14 protein-coding genes are annotated in these 20,570 nt (G+C 59.4%); 6 read left to right on the plus strand and 8 right to left on the minus strand.

Annotated features, from left to right (window positions below):
- The coding region (locus ACRY08_RS05385; RefSeq protein WP_432448863.1) for an ATP-binding cassette domain-containing protein at nucleotides 1-388 on the minus strand (388 nt) is incomplete at its 3' end.
- A complete protein-coding gene (locus ACRY08_RS05390) occupies nucleotides 385-876 on the minus strand; it encodes a Fur family transcriptional regulator (protein ID WP_432448864.1) in 492 nt (163 codons plus the stop codon). The genes ACRY08_RS05390 and ACRY08_RS05385, both read right to left, overlap by 4 nt.
- A gap of 72 nt (nucleotides 877-948) precedes the next feature.
- Here ACRY08_RS05390 and ACRY08_RS05395 point away from each other — a divergent pair, with 72 nt between their 5' ends.
- Nucleotides 949-2,046, plus strand: coding sequence for a zinc ABC transporter substrate-binding protein (locus ACRY08_RS05395; protein WP_432448865.1), 1,098 nt, complete (start codon nucleotides 949-951; stop codon nucleotides 2,044-2,046).
- 153 nt (nucleotides 2,047-2,199) lie between these two features.
- Here ACRY08_RS05395 and ACRY08_RS05400 read toward each other — a convergent pair whose 3' ends face one another.
- The 3 genes from ACRY08_RS05400 to gabT form a co-directional block, all read right to left on the minus strand.
- Nucleotides 2,200-5,385: a methyl-accepting chemotaxis protein gene (locus ACRY08_RS05400; protein ID WP_432448866.1), complete on the minus strand. Its 3,186-nt coding sequence runs from the start codon at nucleotides 5,383-5,385 to the stop codon at nucleotides 2,200-2,202.
- Between the two features lie 181 nt (nucleotides 5,386-5,566).
- Nucleotides 5,567-6,778, minus strand: coding sequence for an acyl-CoA dehydrogenase (locus tag ACRY08_RS05405; protein ID WP_432448867.1), 1,212 nt, complete (start codon nucleotides 6,776-6,778; stop codon nucleotides 5,567-5,569).
- A gap of 3 nt (nucleotides 6,779-6,781) precedes the next feature.
- Entirely contained in the window at nucleotides 6,782-8,077 is a 1,296-nt protein-coding gene (gabT, locus tag ACRY08_RS05410) for a 4-aminobutyrate--2-oxoglutarate transaminase (protein WP_432448868.1), read from the minus strand.
- 135 nt (nucleotides 8,078-8,212) lie between these two features.
- Between gabT and ACRY08_RS05415 the strand changes: the two genes are divergently transcribed.
- Both ACRY08_RS05415 and ACRY08_RS05420 read left to right on the plus strand, forming a co-directional pair.
- On the plus strand, nucleotides 8,213-8,794 hold the full coding sequence (locus ACRY08_RS05415; protein WP_432448869.1) for a cupin domain-containing protein: 582 nt from the start codon (nucleotides 8,213-8,215) through the stop codon (nucleotides 8,792-8,794).
- A gap of 23 nt (nucleotides 8,795-8,817) precedes the next feature.
- Nucleotides 8,818-9,927, plus strand: coding sequence for a CaiB/BaiF CoA transferase family protein (locus tag ACRY08_RS05420; RefSeq protein WP_432448870.1), 1,110 nt, complete (start codon nucleotides 8,818-8,820; stop codon nucleotides 9,925-9,927).
- 105 nt (nucleotides 9,928-10,032) lie between these two features.
- Here ACRY08_RS05420 and ACRY08_RS05425 read toward each other — a convergent pair whose 3' ends face one another.
- Complete coding sequence (locus ACRY08_RS05425) at nucleotides 10,033-11,280, minus strand: imelysin family protein (protein WP_432448871.1); 1,248 nt, start codon at nucleotides 11,278-11,280, stop codon at nucleotides 10,033-10,035.
- A 159-nt stretch (nucleotides 11,281-11,439) separates the two neighbouring features.
- On the opposite strand from ACRY08_RS05425, the gene mnmH reads away from it, so the two are divergent.
- Nucleotides 11,440-12,489, plus strand: coding sequence for a tRNA 2-selenouridine(34) synthase MnmH (mnmH, locus tag ACRY08_RS05430; RefSeq protein WP_432448872.1), 1,050 nt, complete (start codon nucleotides 11,440-11,442; stop codon nucleotides 12,487-12,489).
- 7 nt (nucleotides 12,490-12,496) lie between these two features.
- Here the strand turns inward: mnmH and selD are convergent, their stop codons facing one another.
- Nucleotides 12,497-14,686, minus strand: coding sequence for a selenide, water dikinase SelD (gene selD / locus ACRY08_RS05435; RefSeq protein ID WP_432448873.1), 2,190 nt, complete (start codon nucleotides 14,684-14,686; stop codon nucleotides 12,497-12,499).
- 118 nt (nucleotides 14,687-14,804) lie between these two features.
- Between selD and hpaR the strand changes: the two genes are divergently transcribed.
- Nucleotides 14,805-15,251 carry a homoprotocatechuate degradation operon regulator HpaR gene (hpaR, locus tag ACRY08_RS05440; protein ID WP_432448874.1) on the plus strand — a complete coding sequence of 149 codons (447 nt, stop codon included), beginning with the start codon at nucleotides 14,805-14,807 and terminating at the stop codon, nucleotides 15,249-15,251.
- 201 nt (nucleotides 15,252-15,452) lie between these two features.
- On the plus strand, nucleotides 15,453-17,666 hold the full coding sequence (locus tag ACRY08_RS05445) for a hypothetical protein (RefSeq protein WP_432448875.1): 2,214 nt from the start codon (nucleotides 15,453-15,455) through the stop codon (nucleotides 17,664-17,666).
- A gap of 484 nt (nucleotides 17,667-18,150) precedes the next feature.
- Here ACRY08_RS05445 and ACRY08_RS05450 read toward each other — a convergent pair whose 3' ends face one another.
- The gene (locus ACRY08_RS05450) at nucleotides 18,151-20,418 is read right to left on the minus strand and encodes a glycosyltransferase family 2 protein (RefSeq protein WP_432448876.1); all 2,268 of its coding nucleotides are present in this window, start codon (nucleotides 20,416-20,418) and stop codon (nucleotides 18,151-18,153) included.
- Between the last annotated feature and the right edge of the window lie 152 nt (nucleotides 20,419-20,570).

The raw sequence follows: 20,570 nt of genomic DNA on the forward strand, positions 1-20,570 counted from the left end.
CCAACAAAACGCGCTGCAATTGCCCGCCTGACAAGGTCGATATTTGCCGCCGCTCCGCCCCCTGCATGCCAACCTGCGCTAACACCTGTGCAATTTCCGTGCGCGGGTGGCGACGTGGCAGGTTCAGGAAATCCAACACGGGCATCGGCATGCTGGATTCAATCACCAGCTTTTGCGGGACATAGCCCACCCGCAGCCCTTCTTTTCGAACCAAATCTCCACTTGCAGTGCGCAGGCCCATCAGCGCGCCCAGCAACGTGGATTTACCCGACCCATTTGGGCCGACGATCGTGACGATTTCCCCGGCATCGATCTGGAAATCCACATGGTCGAGGATCGTTTCTCCGCCCGCCTGAACAGTCAGGCCGCGTGCCGTGATGAGCCTCATGCGTTGCTGCCTGTACGGCAGGAAGGGCACAGCCCTAGCGCCTCAAGATTGGTGCGTTCGACTTGGAAGCCGATTTCCTGGCTTTCCGCATCAACCATGGCCCGCACATCATCAGCCAGCAATTCTTCAACCGCTTTACAGGACCGGCAAATCAGAAAAAGCGGCGCGTGGGATTGCTCTGGCCCAGTGCAGGCGGCAAAGGCGTTGAGCCTGCGGATGCGGTGCGCCAAACCCTGATCCACCAAAAATTCAAGCGCGCGATAAGCGACCGGAGGTTGTGACCCAAACCCATCACTGGACAGTTTTTCCAGCACCTCATAGGCGCCCATCGCGCGATGTTCATGCAGCAGGATTTCTAACGTGCGCCGCCGAACGGGCGTGAGACGCGCGCCCGTATCCCGGCAATGCTGCTCCGCCCGATCCAGAGCAGTTTTCGTACATTTGGCGTGATCATGGTCACCAAAGGCGGACCCGGGTTGAGCGGTCATATTGACACCGTCATATTTGTTATAGTATCACATCACATGATATAAGATTACATCCAGAGACACAAGGTCACCATGTTCAAAACTCTTCTTGCCGCTGCCAGCCTCGCGCCGATCGCTGCCTTCTCTGAAACCCCTAAGGTTATCACCGACATCGCGCCTGTGCATGCCTTGGTGACCCAAGTCATGGCGGGTGTCGGCGAACCCGTGCTTTTGATGCCTCAGGGCGACAATCCGCATAACTTCCAGCTGCGGCCTTCGCAGATGGGCGCTATTCAGGACGCCGACCTGTTTGTTTGGATCGGCCCGGAACTGATGCCCGCCCTGGAACGTGCGCGCAACGCCGCAGATGGTCTCACAGCATTGTCCCTGCTTCACGTGCCCGGACTTGAAACCCTGACCACGGATCACGTGCATGATCACGACCACGATCATGACCATGCCGAGCATGACGATCACAATGACGATCATGACGAGCACAATCACGATGACCATGAACATGAGACGTCTCATGACGACGACCACAGCGAGCACGCGGATCACAAAGACAGCGATCACGGGCATGATGAAGAGGCACATAAGGATCATGATCACGACAGCCATGATCATGATGAGCACGAAGAGGATCATGGGACAGCACAGGGCGAGGCCAAGCGGCTGGACCCCCATGTTTGGCTTTCCCCGGCCAGCGCGATGGTTTGGCTGGATGCCATTGCAGACGAGCTGTCCAAAATCGACCCGGACAATGCCGCGCTGTATCACGAAAATGCACATAAGGCCGAAGAAAGCTATGCCACGCTCGACGCAAAAATCGATGCCCTGCTTGAGCCGGTGCACGAGAAGGGGTTCATCGTGGCCCATGACGCTTACAGATATTTTAACAATCGCTATGATCTGAACCAGAAAGGAACGCTCAGCGAAAGCGATGCAGCCTCGCCAAGTGCGGCACGTCTGGCAGAGATTGAAGAGCTGACGCGCTCAGGCGAGATTACCTGCGTTTTCATGGAGCCTGGTCATTACGAGGGGCTGATGTCAGAGTTCAGCAAATCTGACGGGGTTCGTGTTGGCATGCTGGACCCTACGGGGCAGGATATTCCGATTGGGGCAGACATGCTGGCGGGTCTTCTGTGGATGCACGCCAACGCAGTGCATGACTGCTTGTCCGGCAAGTAACGCCGACCGAAAATATCCAGCGTTTCGCTGGTGCCTGTCACCGACAAAGCACCGAACCGCATGCCGCCAACGCAGGCGCGTGGCTAAAACAATCAAAGCCGGGCAAGGATGACCTGCCCGGCTTTTGCCATTCCCTACTGTCCCACATACCGCTCAAAAGTCCTCCCAATCATCCATATCGGGGTCTTCTGTTGGGGCGGGGTTTGGCCTGTTTTCCAAAGCGGCCTGCCTGTCCAGAGCGGTGGTCCCGTCAGTCGCGAGGGATGGTGGCTGGCCTGGCAGCTCCGTCGACGGGGTGGCGGTGTCCGGGTCAGGATATCCGGGGCCTGTGATATCGTCAGCTGTGGTCGGGCCCGGCCCTTGAACCGGCCCGTGAAGCAGGTTGTCCGGCGCGAGCCTCTCGTGCCCGGTGTTGAAGTTGCGCATCGTGGTCATCAGCGTGTCCGCCTCACGCGTCAGCGCATGGCTGGCGGCCGTTGTTTCTTCAAACATCGCGGCATTTTGTTGCGTCACCTGGTCCAGCTGGTTCACCGCCGAGTTGATCTCGGCCAGGCCGCTGCTTTGTTCCTGTGCAGATGTGGCGATCTCGCCCACATTGCGGCTGATTTCATTCACGCTGTCGACAATCCCCGACAGCGCAGAGCCCGCCTGGTCAACCAGTTCCACACCGCGTTTCACATGCCCGCCCGAGGCCGAGATCAGCCCGTTGATCTCGCGCGCGGCATCCGACGAGCGCTGCGCCAGTGCGCGCACTTCCGAGGCCACCACCGCAAACCCCCGCCCGGCTTCGCCCGCCCGGGCCGCTTCGACCCCGGCATTCAGCGCCAACAGGTTGGTCTGGAACGCGATATCGTCAATCACACCCGTGATTTTCGAGATCTGCTGCGACGAGCTTTCAATCTCGCCCATGGCGCCAACCGCCTCTCGCACAACCGCGCCCGAAGCTTCCGCATTTTCGCGCGCCGTTTCCACAACTTCACGCGCATGCGCCGCCCCATCCGCGGCCGAGCGCACCGAGGACGTCAGCTCGTCCAGCGCCGCCGCCGTTTCCTCAAGCGTCGCCGCCTGATGTTCCGTCCGGCGCGACAGGTCATCCGCCGCGTTCGAGATTTCGCTCGCTTCGCCCTGGATCAGGTCCGCATTCTCGACCACGCCGCACATCGCCGCCCGAAGCTTGTCCGATGCCGTGTTGAAATCCGCCCGAAGCTGTTCGTATTTGGCATCAAACGCCGTATCGATACGGATCGTCAGATCCCCATCTGACAGCTGGCCAAGACCCACACGCAGCGCATCCACAACCGCGGCCTGCGCCGCCTCCATCTCAGCACGCTCCCCCTCCGCACGCAAAATCGCCTCATGCGACTGCGTAACATCATTCCCGATCAATACGATCCGAAGTAGATGGCCCTTGCTGTCACACACACCGGTGAAGCCACCGTCCAAAATGCAGCTGTCACCCGAAGGAAGCCGCACGTCAAACGCACCGAAGGCACTTTCCCCGCGCGCCGCCTTCTCAATCAGATCACAATCACCATCAGGATCTGCATTTCGAATGAACGTGCCGATTTTCTGACCCAAAAGAGCAGTTACCATTGCCTCGCCACGCGCCATAAACAGATCATTTGCACCCGCAAATCCGCCATCGGGGTCAAATTCCAGTTTCATCTGGTTGCTTTCGATCGAACTGAGCAGCGCCTGCGTCATGAATTGCTGGGTCACATCTTCCATCTCGACCACGAAACCAAGCGCTGCCCCATCGTCGCCGCGCACCAGGTTTATGATCAGTTCAAGGCGCAGATCATCAATCGCCAAGCTGACGCTGCAAGGCAGACTATCATGATCTTCCAATTTGGCGTGAACACGTTCGCGGACACCTTCCGGATGGAACAAATCAATGCTGTAGCCGATCAGGTTTTTCGGATCAAAATCCGCATAAACCTGTCGAAATTTCTCAGCATTTTGCTGACAGAAGTCAAAGGCCGCCCCATTGGCATGGGTGATGACGTGATCTGCATTCACCATCATGATTGCCGAAGACGAGGAATCGAACGCCGCCCCCCGGAAACTGCTTTCAATGTTGGCAACGGCGGCGATTTCTAGGGAGGATCGGAAGTTCTCGAGCGTATGGGCGATTTGGCCGATTTCATCTTTCCGCGTCAGACCTGAAACCTGGGTTCCGTAGTCGCCCGCAGACACCAGCTGCATATCTTCACCTACGCGCGTAAGTGGACGTGACAGGCCACGGGCAAAAAGAACCGCCGCGACAGACACGGCCCCCAGCACCCAAAGCGCGTCTTGTATCAGGTCTGTTAGCAACGTGTTGGCCGCTTGGTAGATTTCCTCAAGCTGCATGGACGCGGTCATGGCCCAGCGTTGATTGAACACCTCAACCGGCGCATAGGCGACCACAAGCTCTTTGCCGTCTTCCCCGATCATATGGGTCACACCCGTTTCGCCTGCCAATGCCAGATCCACGCCTGCATCTGTCACTTCGAACGCGCCAACCTGCGACGTTTCCGAGAAACGAGAGTTCGTACGAGCCAACCCATCAGGCCCAGTCAACATTACGTCACCCGTCGCGCGTAGCCCTTCCGTTTGTTGGGTCACTGCCAGAATGGGTTCAATCGGCACCTGATAGGCCAAGACACCAAGAATTTTCCCCTGCCGGTCGACAATCTGCGTGGCAAGGAACGCTGCCGGAGCAAACCCGCTGGGTTCATATGTGCTGAAATCCTCGAAATGGCTTTCGCCGGCCTTCAGCTTCATCGCCCCCTTAAACGCACGTGCCAATCCGCTGTTTTTGAAGGGGCCGTTTTCAAGGTTCGTTGCGAAATCTGCCTCTTTAAACACGGTGTAGACGATGTCCCCATCGGTCGAGATCAGGAAGATATCATAGTAGCCGCGCGCCTTGAGAAGCGCGCGATATTCCGGGTGGCTTTGCGCGTGAATTGTGGTGTAGGTGCTGCCATCCCCGGCCCATGCCAGCGCGTCTTTTTCGCCCGCTGGATGCGGGTTTTCATGGATATACAGGCGTTGCAACGCCTCGGTCCGGTCGCCATCCACAAGCCCCCAGGACCGTTCAAAACCCCGCATCGTACGCGCGGTGGACGACATGGAAGAAATCACTTTCAGGTCGTTTTTCATTTGCGTCAGGTTGCTGCTCAGAAGCTGACCACGCGATGAATTCAGTGTTTGTAACGCATTCTCTGCATGCGCCAGCATATTGGCTTTGTTCTTGCTGTAAGACACAAACAACTCGCCACCCACAGATATGCCAACCAGTAAGATCATGACGGCTGGCAACAGGTAGGCGATCTTGAAGCGACTGAAGAAACGCATGTGGAAAACTCCGTTGGGCTACTGGCAGCGCCCCAATCAGAACGGTCTGCGCAAGTGTTCGCCTATCTAGGCCCACAGAGGTGAACATAGATTTAAACAACGGCGGTTTTCCCGACACCCACGCGAAAAGGGCGCCACACGGGCGCCCTTTCTGATCAATCAAACTGGCTGGTTGTCAGCTTTAAAAGAACGCCTGCAACCCTGTCTGCGCACGGCCCAGGATCAGCGCATGCACGTCATGTGTACCTTCGTAAGTGTTTACCGTTTCAAGGTTCACCATGTGGCGGATCACGTTGAATTCAAGCGAAATTCCATTACCGCCATGCATGTCGCGGGCGTGACGCGCGATCTCAAGCGCCTTGCCGCAATTGTTGCGCTTGATGATCGAGACCATCTCGGGCGCGGCTTTGGCCTCGTCCATCAGGCGACCGACCCGCAGGGCGGCCTGCAAGCCCAGCGAAATCTCGGTCTGCATATTGGCCAATTTCAACTGAAAGAGCTGCGTTTGCGCCAAGGGTTTGCCAAATTGCTTGCGGTCCAAACCATATTGACGGGCCGCATGCCAGCAGGCCTCGGCTGCCCCCATGGCACCCCAGGCGATGCCATAACGGGCGCGGTTCAGACAGCCGAACGGGCCTTTCAGCCCTTCGACATTTGGCAGCAAAGCGTCTTCGGACACTTCCACGCCCTCCATGACGATCTCGCCCGTGATGGACGCGCGCAAGCTGGCTTTGTTTTCGATCTTGGGCGCTGACAGGCCTTTCATACCTTTTTCCAGCACAAAGCCACGGATCTTGCCGCCATGCGCGTCTGACTTGGCCCAGACCACAAACACATCCGCGATGGGCGCATTTGAAATCCACATTTTCGAGCCAGACAGCACATAACCGCCATCGACCTTTTTGGCGACGGTCTTCATCGAACCGGGGTCAGAGCCTGCATCCGGCTCGGTCAGGCCAAAACAGCCGATCCATTCACCCGAAGCCAGTTTCGGCAGATATTTCTTGCGCTGTTCATCGCTGCCATAGGCATAGATCGGATACATGACGAGCGACGATTGCACCGACATCATCGAGCGGTAGCCCGAGTCGATCCGCTCCACTTCGCGCGCCACCAGACCATAGGTCACATAGCCCGCGCCGATGCCGCCATATTCTTCGGGGATCGTGGTGCCCAAAAGGCCCATCTCTCCCATCTCGGCGAAAATGGCCGGGTCGGTGGTCTCGGTTGCATAGGCCTCGGTCACGCGCGGGGCCAGTTTCTCGGCGCAATAGGCCTGGGCCGCGTCACGCACCATGCGTTCGTCTTCGTTGAGCTGGCTCTCCAACAGGAACGGGTCTTCCCAGTTGAAGCTGGACAGTTCGGGGCGGGATTGAGGGGCAAGATCAGCCATGTCTCAGGCTCCTTTCGCGTTGATGGCGGCTTCGATGGAAGCTTCCAGAATATCAAGGGCTTCGTCCAGCTGGTCAGCCGGAACAGTCAGGGGCGGCAGCAAGCGCACAGCGTTGGCGCGGGTGCCGCAGGGCAGGATGATCAACCCGCGCGCTTCGGCCTCGGCGACGATGGCCTGGGTCAGGGCGGCGTCGGGTGCGTTCGTGTCCCGGTCAGTGACCAGTTCAAAGGCAACCATCGCGCCCAGACCCCGCACGTCGCCAATGGCTTCCATGCCCTGACGCGCGGCCAGTTCGGTCAGGCGCGCTTTGATCTTGTCGCCCACATCTGTGGCGCGTTCGCAGAGCTTTTCCTCGTCGATCACATCAAGAACCGCATGGGCCGCGGCCACGGCCAGCGGGTTGCCTGCATAAGTGCCGCCGATGCCGCCCGCGGGGGCTGCATCAACAATTTCGGCCCGGCCGGTGACAGCTGAGAGCGGGAAGCCACCCGCCAGGCCTTTTGCCATGGTCACCAGATCGGCGGCGACACCGGCATGATCGAAGGCAAACATCTTGCCTGTGCGCGCAATCCCAGCCTGCACCTCATCCGCGATCAGCACGATGCCATGTTCGTCACAAATGGCGCGGATTGCCTTCAGGAACTCCGGCGGCGCGATGTTGAAACCACCCTCGCCCTGCACGGGTTCGATGATCATCGCAGCCACACGCTCGGGATCGATCGAGCTTTTCAGCATGTTGTCCAGAACCGACAGGGACTGTTCGACCGACACGCCGTGGAAGGCATTCGGGAAGGGCGCGTGCAGAACTTCGGGCGGCATGGCGCCGAAGGCTTTCTTATAGGGGTTCACCTTGCCGCACAGTGCCATGCCCATCAACGTGCGCCCGTGAAAGGCGCCGGAAAAGGCAATCACGCCCGACCGACCCGTGAAGGCGCGCGCCATTTTCACCGCGTTTTCAACGGCTTCTGCGCCGGTGGTGACCATCATGGTCTTTTTGTCGAAATCACCCGGCGTGGCGGCGTTCAGACGTTCGGCCAGCGACACGTAGCCTTCATAGGGGGCGACGTGGAAACAGGTGTGCGTGAAGGCTTGGGACTGGGCAGCGACAGCGGCCATCACCTTAGGGTGGCGGTGGCCGGTATTGTTCACCGCAATGCCAGCTGCGAAGTCGATGAAGCGTTTTCCATCCACATCCCACAGCTCGGCGTTTTCAGCACGCGCGGCATAGATACCCCGTGTGGCCACTCCGTTCGCCACAGCATCTGCGCGGCGTGATTTGAGAGCGTCAGTATTCGACATGCGAACCCCCTGTCAGAATTTGATTCCATGCCATATTGCGCAAAATTCTGAGCAATGCTATCAAAATTTTGCGCAAGATATACGAAAGCAGAGACTCGCCGGCGCCGACAAAGGCCACCGGGAAAGGGGATCAGAATGCAAGAAGACTTTGATGTTGGCACCCGCTTGAAAGAGCTGAGACAGCAATTTGGCTTATCTCAAAGGCAATTGGCCGAGGCTGCCGGCGTGCCCCATGGGCAGATCTCGATGATCGAACGCAACCATTCATCACCCTCGGTCGCGAGCTTGCGCAAAATATTGGGCGGCCTGCACATGTCCATGTCCGAATTTTTTGAGCCCGAAGCCCCCAGCGCGCAGCAGGTTTTCTTTACCCCATCCGAGCTGCGCGACCTGACATCCGCGCTGTATCAGGACAATGAAGCCGCGCAGCGCATGATCACGATCCGTCAGGTCGGCGATGCCAAGGCGCATGGGCTTCAGGTGTTGCAGGAGTTTTATGAACCCGGTGCAGACACCGGCGAGACGATGATCGAACATGAAGCCAACGAGGGCGGTATCGTCATTGAGGGCGAATTGGAAATCACCGTGGGCGAGGAAACCCGCATCTTGAAAGCAGGTGACGCCTATCTGTTCAATTCCCGCGAACCACACCGGTTTCGCAACATCTCGGACCGGCCCACCCGCGTCGTCTCCGCCTGCACCCCCCCTTATCTCTAATCCCCTACCGAACAGGAGAGATCATGCACCCGCTTGAAGGTCTGAAAGTCGTCGAACTGGCGCGTATTCTGGCTGGCCCCTGGATTGGTCAGTCCCTTGCCGATCTGGGCGCCGATGTCACCAAGGTCGAGGCTGAAACGGGCGATGACACCCGCAGCTGGGGACCCCCATTTATCGAACGTGACGGCGATAAGACCGCCGCATATTACTACTGCGCCAACCGCGGAAAAGACGTGATCACCGCCGATTTCCGCACGCCAGAAGGGCAGGAAAAAGTGCGCGAACTGATCCGTGACGCCGATATCTTGGTCGAAAACTTCAAGGTTGGTGGGCTGGAGAAATACGGGCTGGATTATGCGAGCCTCGCCAAGATCAACCCACGCCTCATTTACTGTTCCGTCACCGGGTTCGGGCAGGACGGGCCTTGGGCCAAACGCGCGGGCTATGACTTCCTGTTGCAAGGCCTGTCGGGCCTTATGTCCGTGACTGGCGACCCCGCAGGCCAGCCGCAGAAAGTCGGCGTGGCGATCACCGATATCGTCACCGGGCTTTATGGCACCATCGGCATTTTGGCCGCCGTCGAACAGCGCCATCGCACCGGGCGCGGCCAGCACGTGGATATGAGCCTTCTGGATTGCGCCACCGCGCTTATGGCCAATCAGGCGATGAACTTTCTGGCGACGGGCAACAGCCCCACGCGGCTGGGCAACGCGCACCCCAACATCGCCCCCTATCAGGTCTGCCCGGTGAAAGACGGCCACATCATACTGGCCGTCGGCAATGACGGGCAGTTTCAGCGCTTTTGCGAGGTGATCGGGCGCGACGATTTGGCCAGCGATACGCGCTTTGGCACCAATTCAGATCGTGTGGCCCATCGTGCAACCCTGACGCCCGAGATCGAAGCAAGCCTGAGCGAATGGAATATGCAAGACATCCTGACCGCGCTTGAGGCGGCAACCGTGCCTGCAGGCCCCATCAACACAATGGCGCAAACCTTTGAGAACCCACAAATCCAACATCGCGGCATGAAAATCAGCCCGGATGGCGTTCCGGGTGTACGTGGGCCGTGGGTGTTTTCTGATGCCGAACTGCGGCTTGATAAATCTGCACCGGTCCTACCGAAAAAGGGCTGAGCCGCAGGCGATATGCCCCGCAATGCGGCGCGTGCGCATCGCATCAACACAGCAAAAGGGCAGACGCGCCGCTCCTGCCCTTTCGTTTTTCAACTGCTCGCTTTCTTATTGAAAGACCGCATCCGGGTTATCCAGGCTGTCGGACCCTTCCACTTCGATCGCATCCGAACCAACAGCCGCAACCGCGCGTTCGATGTTGCGGGTCTGCGCCACAAGATGGTCGATGGCGTTTTGCACCAGCGCCCCGCCTGCGTGACCGGCACCCAGCATCTGGTCATACGATGTACCGGCCTCGGCTGCCGTGCGAATGTCGCCCAGCGCCACCATGGTCTTGTCCATATCGCTCAGAAGCGCATTGGCAAGCGCCGCGTCCTTGGCCTTTACCAGATCATAAAGCGATGCGCCCTCGACCACGCTGCCATCCACGCGCACATAACGGCCGGTATAGACATTGCGAATGCCCAACCCGTCGAAGTAGTGCGAGTTATGGGTGTTGTCGGAAAAGCAGTCATGCTCTTCTTCCGGATCATTGAGCAAAAGGCCAAGCTTCATGCGCTCGCCAGCTTGTTCACCATAGGACAAGCTGCCCAGACCGGTGAAAGCCATCACAATGCCTTTAGAGGCGTCCGTGGTCACGTCGGTGCGACCCTGACCGGCCTCGCCCCAGTTGGCAACCGCGTCCTCAAGGTCTTTGATCAGCAGGTCCGTGGCGGCCACCAGATATTGAACCCGACGATCACAATTGCCGCCAGTGCAGTTTGCCGTGTCAAAATCGCTGGCCGGGCGGTTGCCCGCGCCGTGATCCGTGCCCGACAGGTCCTGACCCCACAGCAGGAACTCGATGGCGTGGTAGCCCGTGGCCACATTCGCCTCGATCCCTTCAACTTCGTGCAGGCTTTCCAAAAGTGCAGGGGTGATTTCGGATGCGTCCACCATCGCCCCGCCAACCGTCAGCTTGGCATTTGCGATGACATTGGCGGTCGAGAAGGGGTTCTCGTCATTCCCACCATAATCGGCCGCGATATAGTCGATCAGACCTTCGTCCAAAGGCCAGGCATTCACTTTGCCTTCCCAGTCATCCACGGTCGGGTTGCCAAAGCGGAAGGCTTCGGTCTGCTGATAGGGCACGCGCGCGGCAAGCCAGGCGTCTTTGGCGGCCTGAAGTGTCGCATCATTCGGCGTGGCAACCAGCGCATCCACGGCGGCTTTCAACTCATTGGCCAGCGTCAGGCTGTCTTCGTAGCCCGCCAGAGCGATATCCGCGTAATTGGCAACAATTTCATCCGGGCTGGCCGCGAAGCCCATAGAGGTTGTGGCCATCAAAGCCACGGCGGAAAGTGTAGATTTGAACATTGTGATCCTCGGTTCCAGTTTCCCAGATCGCATAACACGAGTAAATTAGTCAGGTAAATAGTAATCTGATAAAAATACTCAGAATAAGACCAGCTACGCCTGAAAGGGCTTTCTCTGCCCGATTGCGCAGGCTATCACGTGCCAACTCCGGAGCACCCCATGTCTTACTCGGTCAAAACCCTCGGCGACCTTGCCACCCTGCCCCATGATCAGGTCATCGACGTGCGCTCTCCGGCAGAATTTCAAGCCGATCACCTGCCCGGCGCCATCAACCTGCCCGCCCTGTCCAACGAGGAACGCGCGCGGGTTGGCACGATCTATGTGCAAGACGACCCGTTTCGCGCGCGCAAAATTGGCGCGGCCCTTGTGGCGCGCAACATGGCGCATCATCTGGAAACTGCGCTGGCAGATCGCCCGGGGGGCTGGCGACCGCTGGTCTATTGCTGGCGTGGCGGGCAACGGTCCGGGTCGGTCGTTTCGATCCTGGCCCAGATCGGCTGGCGTGCGGACAAGCTGGACCATGGCTATCAGGCTTATCGACGGCTGGTGAAAACTGCCCTTTATGACACCCCCCTGCCCATGCGCCTGATCCTGATTGACGGCGGCACCGGCACCGGCAAAACGCAGCTTCTTGCGGCGCTGGCAGCGGAAGGCGCGCAGGTGCTGGATCTTGAGGCTTTGGGACAGCACCGAGGCTCTCTCTTTGGTCTTGTGGGCAAGGCACAACCTGCGCAGAAAATGTTCGAAAGCCGCATCGCGGGCACCCTTTTGAACTTTGATCCCGCCCGCCCCGTATTTGTCGAGGCGGAAAGCAACAAGCTGGGCCGTCTGATCCTGCCGCCCAGCCTGTGGCAGGCGATGATCCGCGCGCCGCGCTGGCAGATCGACGCGCCCCTGAAAGCCCGCGCCCAACATCTTCTGACCAGCTATCCCGACCTGATTGCAGACACGGCGCGGCTAGACGACACGCTGGGCCAACTGATCCAATATCACGGGCATGACAAAGTGAACATGTGGCGAGAACTGGCGCGCAGCGGGCAATTTGCCGATCTGGCCGAAGCCCTGATCGCGCAGCATTATGACCCGCGCTATCGCAGAGCTTCACACAGCTCGGCGCCCAACGCACAGCGCGTCAGCCTTGATCGGCTGGATGCCTCCACACTGAGAGATGCGGCACGTCGGCTGATGGAAGGTGAAACGGAAGCCTAGCCCGGCCCTAGCCTTGCAACCGGATCACGCCTGCCTCATCCGTCATTTGCCCGATCCGAGCGATAAAATGCCCCTCGGCCTCTATCCCTGCACAGAGCGTCTCGACGACAGCTTCAGGCACCGCTGCCAACATCCCGCCCGCTGTTTGCGGATCATGCAGCAATGCTGCGATCTCTGGATCTGCATTCGGGCCGACAATTGGCGCGGCCGTCTTGTTGGCCTCGAAAAGCGTGGAGCGCACCCCGGCGCGGGCAAGCTCCAGAGCGCCTTTGAAAAGCGGAATGGACTGCGCCTGCAGCACCGCCCCGGTCTCGCTGGCCCGGCAGAGCGCCGCAAGGTGACCTGCCAGACCGAACCCGGTCACATCTGTCATCGCCGTGGCGTGGTCGGACAAGAGCGCGGCCACCCTGCCCTGCGGCGCGCAAAGCACCTCGAACAGAGACGCAATGTCATCGCCCCCTGCGCGCCCCTGCATCTCGGCCGCCAACAAGGTTCCACTGCCAATAGGCCGCGTCAACAAAAGCACATCCCCCGGCCTCGCCCCTGCATGCGTGACCGGCTTGCGGGTTTTCGGCATCAAACCCGTCAGGGTCACACCCAGCGTGGTCTCGACCCCCATCGTGCTGTGACCGCCCACCAACGCCGCCCCTTCGGCGCTGAGCACCTCATGAGCCGTGGTCATGATTTCATCCATGCTGCGCGCCTGAAGCGCCTCGGACATGCGCGGCAGGATGATGTTCAGACTGGCCGCTTGTGGCGCGGCGCCCATCGCCCAGATATCGCCCAGCGCGTGCAGGATCGTGATGCGGGTCATCACCGCCAGATCCTCGGTAAAGGCGCGCAGGTGATCGGTGGTCATGACCTGAACCTCGCCCCCAACCGACAGGATCGCGGCATCATCGCCGGGCAGGCTCAGAACGTCAGCGCGTGTGGGCACAGGCAGCTTGGACAGCGCGCCGGCCAAGGCGCCGGGTGACAGCTTTGACCCACAGGCCCCACACAGGGTCTGGGTCGGGAAAGCCTCGGGTGCTGCCTGCTGTGGCGGCGCGTCCTGCGTCATCTGCGGCAATTGGCGAAACTGGTCCATGAATTTCTGATCAATCCGATTTTTCCACCGCCACAAGACAGGCCCGGACAGGCTGCGCCCCCATTTCTCGGCCAGCGCATCCTTCCCACCCAGTGAGATCAGTTTCAGATAGTCCCCCTGCGGCTTGAAGGCGCGCAGATCGCCGCCTGTCACGGCAGCTTTCAGATTGTCCAGCAACACAGGTGCCGCCCGCACCGCAAACACCCCGGCCTTGGGGCGCGGAGCATGGGCCATATGGGCACAATCGCCTACGGCAAACAGGTCCGGGTGGCCCTGAACCGCCAATGTCGGATCAACCTTGATGAACCCGTCTTGGGTCAGGGGCAGCGGGCTTTCGGGCAGCCAGCCATGGGCAAAGGCGCCCGCGGCCCCGACAGTGAAGTGACTGGCCACGCTGGCGCCGCCCGCCAGATGCACATGGGTCGCGTCAATGCGCGTGACGGGCGCGCCCAAACGCACCTCGACGCCCAGCTGTTCCATGGCGCGCAAAAGCCGCGCCTGAGCGCCCTTGGTGCGGGCGGTGATCTGCGGACCTGCTTCGATCACGGTGACATGTGGGGCTGACACTCCGCCGGATATCAATGCATGGGACATGGCCATGGCCAGCTCGACCCCGGCCACGCCGCCACCGATCACAGCGATCTGGGGAGGAACCTCACCTGCGATCATCCGCGCGCGCATATCTCGCCAGCGCGCAGCGTAAAGATCGAGCGGCTTCGCGCCGGTTGCATGTTCGGAAAACCCTGGAATATCAGGCATCTGCGCATGAATTCCCACATCAACCGAGGCCAGATCATAAGCGATGTTTCCCCGCCCCGCGACCGTGATCGTTTTGGCCACAGGATCAATCGCGCTGGCTGCACCAAGGATCAACCGCGCGCCTGCAAACCGCGCCAGTTTCACCAGATCAATATCCAGCGCCTCGCGCGTATAGTGCCCGGCGATATGCCCCGGCAACATGCCGGAATAGGGTGCAGTGGGGCCGGGATTGATCAATGTGACACGCACCCCGGGCAGCGGGTTCATTCCCCACATGCGCAGGGCCAGTGCATGGGCGTGGCCACCTCCGACAAAGACAAGATCGCGGGTCAGAACGGGTTGTGAAAGCATGCGCACCTCGTTGGTCTGAGCCACGCTTAGCCGATCCGGGCGGCGTTGACCACGCTTGCGTCACGCGCCGCTTTGCGCCACTGATATGCATCACACAGCCAAAAACAGGACACCCGCCGTGACCCAAGCTGCGCCTCCGCGCCTGCCCTCGACCGAACGCTCGCTGCCCATCGCACTGATCCGGGCCCGCGAACGGGTGATGGCCCCGATCCGCGCGATGCTGTCCAGTTCGGGCATCACCGAACAGCAATGGCGCGTGTTGCGCGTCTTGTCTGAAGCCGGTCCCATAGATGCCACTGAACTCAGCGACCGTGCCTGCCTGTTGCTGCCTTCGCTCACCCGGATCACACGGACTTTGGCCGATCAAGGGCTGATCAACCGCACCCAAGACAACACGGACCGACGCAAACAAACGCTGACCATCACCCCTGAAGGTCGCGCCCTGATCGAGGACAACCTGGAAGAGGCCGCGCGCATTGCCGCCGCGCTGAAAGAGCTTATGGGGCAGGAAGACTTCGATCAGCTTCTGAGGCTCTTGTCGAAGCTTGACGCGTTCAAGGCCTGATCTGAGGCCGCCCCGCTGCCCAGCCTGATGCCTGCGCCCGATCTGCCACGGGCCTCAAGAAGTTTTCCCGCATGCGCGCCAACATCTTGCCCAAGAGGGTATTTTCGTCTTTCCTTGGCACGGGCAGCAATAAAATCAAAACCGTTGTCTGGTATGAGGTCAACAGGGGGCAGTCCCTGTGCAGTAGGTTAAGGGGCAGGCATGGCACGCGAACGCGAGGTCGGAACTCTTTGGATTGGTGGACCGCTGAGCTGGATGGAACAGCTTTGCCTGAAGTCCTTTGTCGACAAGGGTCAGAAGATCACCCTGTTCAGCTATGAAGACATCCCCAACGTGCCCGAGGGCGTGATCCGCCGCGATGGGCGCGAGATCATCGATACAGATGACTTCATCAAATACGAGAAAAAGAACTCATTTGCGCTGTTTGCCGACTGGTTCCGCCTGCATATGATCCACAAATGCCCCGGCATGATCTGGATCGACACCGACGTCTATTGTCACCGCCCGATGGATTACGACAGCGACTATGTGTTCGGGTTTGAATTGCCGGGCGAACACCGGGTCAACAACGCTGTTCTGGGCATGCCCGCGGATAGCGAGATGCTCAAACAGGTGCTTGAATTTACCGAGGACCGCTTTTCGGTCGCGCCTTTCCTACCGAAAAAGAAACAAAAGGAAATGCAGCTGGCCGCCGCCAATGGCGATCCGGTGCATATCACCCAGCAGCCATGGGGCGTCTGGGGTCCGATGATGGTCACTCACTATGTGCACAAGCTGAAACTGCAGCCCGAAGTGCAGCCTCTGGATGCTTTCTATCCGGTCACCTTCCGTGATCGAAAATGGTTCATGCATGATGCATCAAAAGTCGCGGCCGAGCTGACCGAAAACACCACCGCCTTGCATCTCTGGGCGTCGAACAAGCGGCAATTGGGCAATATGCACAATGGTTTACCACCCAAGGGCTCCTATCTGGAAAAGCTGGTCAAGGAACATGGGATCAACGCCGCCCTTGCCCCCATCAAGGGGCGCGGCGCGACGGCCTTTGACGGCGCCCTGATTGACGAGGTGGAGTTGGAACAGGTGGAGAGCGTCGCCGATATCTCGGGCGGGGCGCGCAGCTTCGTGTTGGCGCTGCACCACAAATATGACTGCCAGATCCAGCTTGTGAACACCAATAAACGCGGCAAATTCAAGGACGAAGAGCAGGACTGGATCGAGGGCTACGTGAGTTTTCTGATGGATCACGACGTGGACCCCGACGCCATCACGGTCATCAATGATGAAAAAGACCTGAAGCCGGTCGATATCCTGTGTAATCTGAGTGGCTTTGGCGACAAATGGCGCATCAGCGCCGCCGAGACCTTCCTGCGCCGCTGCTTCCATTCTGACACGATCATGTTCGGTGATGTGCGCAAAGGCTCCGGTGCCTTCCCCTTCCTCAGGGATTTTGGCACCAACGACCCGATCACCCAGATGAAAGTGGATGGCAAAGACGTCACGCGCATGGCGTTTCAGGCACATCCCCCCGCGCCCGAGGCCGATGATGGCAATTGGGACAAGATCGCAACGGGCCTTGCAGGCAAGCACGGCTGGTATCGCCCCGGCACCAATGGGCACAGCTTCCTATACGTGCCCCGCGACCCCGACACGCTTGTGGTGACCTTTGACAATCTCGACATCGCGATGAACAAGCGCGATGACCGCCGCCCCTGGGGCTATTCGTTTATCGAAGCGCAAGGCTGGTCCATGCTGGGCGTGCTTGCGGGCGGCTGGACCTGGTATCGCGAGCCATGGGTCTATGACCAATTCGACGACCTGAAAAAGTCGGGCTTTTTCAAACAGTTCAAACGCGTTGTATTTTACGGCGCTTCTATGGGTGGCTACGCGGCCTGTGCGTTCTCACCCGCCGCCCCGGGCTGTGACGTCGTGGCGATCTCGCCGCAAAGCACGGTGGATAAATCCGTGGTCCCGTGGGAGACGCGCTATAAAACGGTCTGGGACCGGGACTTCACCGGCAAATACGGCGACGCGGCCAAAGTCAGCAAAAAGGCGGGCAAGATCTCGATCCTTTACGACCCCTACGAGCCGCTGGATGCACAACATGCAGCGCGGTTCACCGGCAAGAACGTGACCCACCTGCGCGCGCCCCTTCTGGGTCACCGGCTGGGCAGTTCATTGAACCAGATGGGTATTCTCAGCCCCATTATCCTTGGCGCTCTGAACGGCACATTGACACAGGAAGACTATGCGCAGCTTCTGAAAGCACGCAAAACCTTCCCGCGATATCAAAAAGAGCTGTTCAGTCGCACAGTCAAAAAAGGGCACAAGGATCTGGCCCGCAAACTTGGGGCGCATATCCTGAAGCAAAACCCCAACCGCGCGGTGCGTCAGGGCATGAAAGAACTCGGGGGCTGAGTGACCTGACGCAAAAGACCGGTGGCGCTCCCGCACCTTCATGACCTGACGGTCAACAGGTTTGGGGGGTGGCCCGCGCTTGCAGCGCGGGTCCAACGCCGCCCGAAATTAGCCGAGGGCTAAAGCGTTTCGACTTATTGTTGAGGCACAACAATGAGACGAAACGCGCGGAACCTACCAATGTGTGGGCGTTTCGAAATCAACTTGTGCCTCAAGTTAATCTCGAAACGTTCTAAACAGCATAATTCGAACAGCTTGCACCCCGGCTTTTTTCAAATCACCCGGATCACCACCAGAATTCGAACATTCATCATTTTCTTGTAATAAATACCTCGGGGATGGCCCATGGGCCGCAGGCCACTGCGGCATCACGGGGCAAAGGGGCAGCGCCCCTTCGCGCGCGCAGCGCGCCGCCAAAAACAGGCTCACAACGTGAGCCTACCCGATACCATGCAAGCGCCCCCGGCGCGCAAATCCCACGGGGTCAGTGTTCGGTTTCCCCATCCGCAACCGTGAAGAAGAACGGCGGCTCCAGGTCGCGCGCCACCACCTCGTCGGGCACAGAGCCCGGCCCCTGAAGGAACACGTTTGCCCCGAAGAAACTGTGCATGCGCGAGAGTTTCTCCAACCGTGGCCCTGTCAGCTCTTCGTAAAACTTGGCGTAGTTCGGCGTGGCTTTCAGCTCGTCAATCTTTGCCCGGTGCGCCGCGACACAGGCCGTGTGTTCGCGGCGAATATCTTCATCCGCCATCAGCGCATCAAAGGCCTCTTGCAGGCGCGGGATCATACGCTGGATCGACAGCTCTTCCTCGGCGTTGTTGTTCATCCGAAACCAGTAAGCCAACCCCTGATCGCGATCCACATGGTTCACCCGCCCGCGGTCGCGCTTGACCAGAAAGCTCTCTGCCGATCGCACGGCATAGTGGTTGAGCTGCACGAGATCATACCCATAGGTCTCGGTCGTCGAGCGCCACGCATTGCGATACATCTCGCGCGGCAAAGGTTTGCCCGAGCCATTCACCCAATTGATCTCTTCCCACAATTGCGGTTTCAACCCCTTGGGGCGATGCACCCCCAGTTTCTTGAAGATGCCGGTGTTCTTATAGAAGGTCTTGAACCCCCAGGCCTGATGCGGTTTTCGGGCCAGCTCTGGCGCGCAGCGCAGGAATTGCTTGGTGATGAAACCGGGATCAAACTCATGTACATCGCAATTGCCAAAAAGCCGCCAGGTCATAGAAATCAGATTGGCATCGGGCACCTCGGCAAACAGCGCATCAAGCGTCCCATCCCCGCATTTGATGGTGATGAACTCATCCACATCCATGCAAACCACCCATTCGGCCTCGGCGATGATCGGCTCTTCTTCTCCCGCCGCAAGGGCCGCATGTTGCGGTTTCAGATCGGTGCCCTTGAAGGGATTGTCGCGGTGCTGCAACACGCCTTTTTCCTGCAGCAGATCCAGCAACGTATCCGTGCCATCCGTGCAATCATTTGTATAAACAAGGAAATCATCCACACCGATGGCCTGATGATAGGCGATCCATTCCAGAATGAACGGGCCTTCGTTTTTCATCGTCGTGATGATTGCGCGCCGCCCATTGGTTTTGCGCGCCAGTTTTTCGACCGGCGGCAGGACCGGCTTATAATCGAAATGCCGCCCCAACATTTCAAGCAGCGGCGCGTGTTCGATCAGGCTGGATTTCGGCACAATCCGCGACACGCTTTCCGTTGGGTGGCGCAGGGCCATGAACCGAAAGAAATGTTGGTCACGCGCCGCATCATGGGTCATGCCGCCAATGCGAATGGTGCGCCATGTTGCACCTGCCTTCAGCTTGCCGGGGGCAATACACCAACGCTTGCGCGGTCCCGGGGCATCGAACTGAACGCAGGCGTGATCCGCAAACAAAGGCTTATCGCCGTCGCGCGCGCGCCATGGGTAACAATGATGCCCTTCAAGCATCAGATAGCCCTGTTCGCTATTCGCAACACGGTCAAACAAGCTGTCCTTCACCCCTTGCGCCTTGGCATCATACAAAAGGTCATAGACGTCGATATTCACCACGGCGCGCGCGCGACCAAGACAGGCTGCCCGCGCCCATTCGTAATAGATCATTCCAGCCATGGGCGCATGCCACGGGTCAGGGTCCGGGATATGCATCCGATCCTTGCCGGGCGCACCGGGCACACAGAACGGATGGGCTTCATGGGGCAGGTCCTGCCGGCCAAGAGGCGTGCCGATTTCCACCACCGCCACCTGACATCCGGGAGCATGCTCGGCCAAACCGGCCTCCAGCTCGCGCAGAAATTCAGGATCCTCCCCCGGCGCACCACGGTTCAGGATCAACGCGCCATCCATCCCATGCGCTTTGGCGTGATACCCAAGCCAGGTCAGAACCAACGAGGCACGTTCCCCGTTGCGCGTGGCCAGCGCCACGTTGCGTCCCTCGAAACATGACAGGCGAGAGGCAGAGGGGCGTATGTCGACCTCTTCCCCATCCAAAACCATCTGAAACGGGTCGGCATCGCCGCCGGTTCGGGTGACGGTCAATACAGGCGCGCCCATCAGCGTGCCGATCTCGTCCACCCGCGCGCCCTGCCCCGCCACGATCGCGTCGACCGGCGTGTCATGGGTGAAGTAGAGCTCAAACTCGCCCGGAATGGAGGTTTCGACCGCATCCAGCAACGTCGCGCGCCCGCGCTGCGCCGTCTCTAGCCGGATCACTTCAAATGTCGAGGTCTCGCCCGTTGCCATACTTGCACCCTTGCCTTCACACACTGCGCCCTTCTTAAGACATGCGCGCAAATGGCATGCGGGGCTTTGCAGCTTCATGCGCCATCAGAACACCGCTTTCAACCTTTCTCAAGCCCGCCCGTGTGTTTCCGCCCCTCTGTGGGGTCCGATCA

Origin of the sequence: Aliiroseovarius marinus (genome assembly GCF_050881025.1) — a bacterium.
GTDB lineage: Bacteria > Pseudomonadota > Alphaproteobacteria > Rhodobacterales > Rhodobacteraceae > Aliiroseovarius > Aliiroseovarius marinus_A.

Bases quoted from the DNA above. Each gene is read 5' to 3' on its own strand.
- ACRY08_RS05390 (WP_432448864.1), bottom strand. From the start codon at position 876: ATGACCGCTCAACCCGGGTCCGCCTTTGGTGACCATGATCACGCCAAA.
- ACRY08_RS05395 (WP_432448865.1), top strand. From the start codon at position 949: ATGTTCAAAACTCTTCTTGCCGCTGCCAGCCTCGCGCCGATCGCTGCC.
- ACRY08_RS05400 (WP_432448866.1), bottom strand. From the start codon at position 5,385: ATGCGTTTCTTCAGTCGCTTCAAGATCGCCTACCTGTTGCCAGCCGTC.
- ACRY08_RS05405 (WP_432448867.1), bottom strand. From the start codon at position 6,778: ATGGCTGATCTTGCCCCTCAATCCCGCCCCGAACTGTCCAGCTTCAAC.
- gabT (WP_432448868.1), bottom strand. From the start codon at position 8,077: ATGTCGAATACTGACGCTCTCAAATCACGCCGCGCAGATGCTGTGGCG.
- ACRY08_RS05415 (WP_432448869.1), top strand. From the start codon at position 8,213: ATGCAAGAAGACTTTGATGTTGGCACCCGCTTGAAAGAGCTGAGACAG.
- ACRY08_RS05420 (WP_432448870.1), top strand. From the start codon at position 8,818: ATGCACCCGCTTGAAGGTCTGAAAGTCGTCGAACTGGCGCGTATTCTG.
- ACRY08_RS05425 (WP_432448871.1), bottom strand. From the start codon at position 11,280: ATGTTCAAATCTACACTTTCCGCCGTGGCTTTGATGGCCACAACCTCT.
- mnmH (WP_432448872.1), top strand. From the start codon at position 11,440: ATGTCTTACTCGGTCAAAACCCTCGGCGACCTTGCCACCCTGCCCCAT.
- selD (WP_432448873.1), bottom strand. From the start codon at position 14,686: ATGCTTTCACAACCCGTTCTGACCCGCGATCTTGTCTTTGTCGGAGGT.
- ACRY08_RS05445 (WP_432448875.1), top strand. From the start codon at position 15,453: ATGGCACGCGAACGCGAGGTCGGAACTCTTTGGATTGGTGGACCGCTG.
- ACRY08_RS05450 (WP_432448876.1), bottom strand. From the start codon at position 20,418: ATGGCAACGGGCGAGACCTCGACATTTGAAGTGATCCGGCTAGAGACG.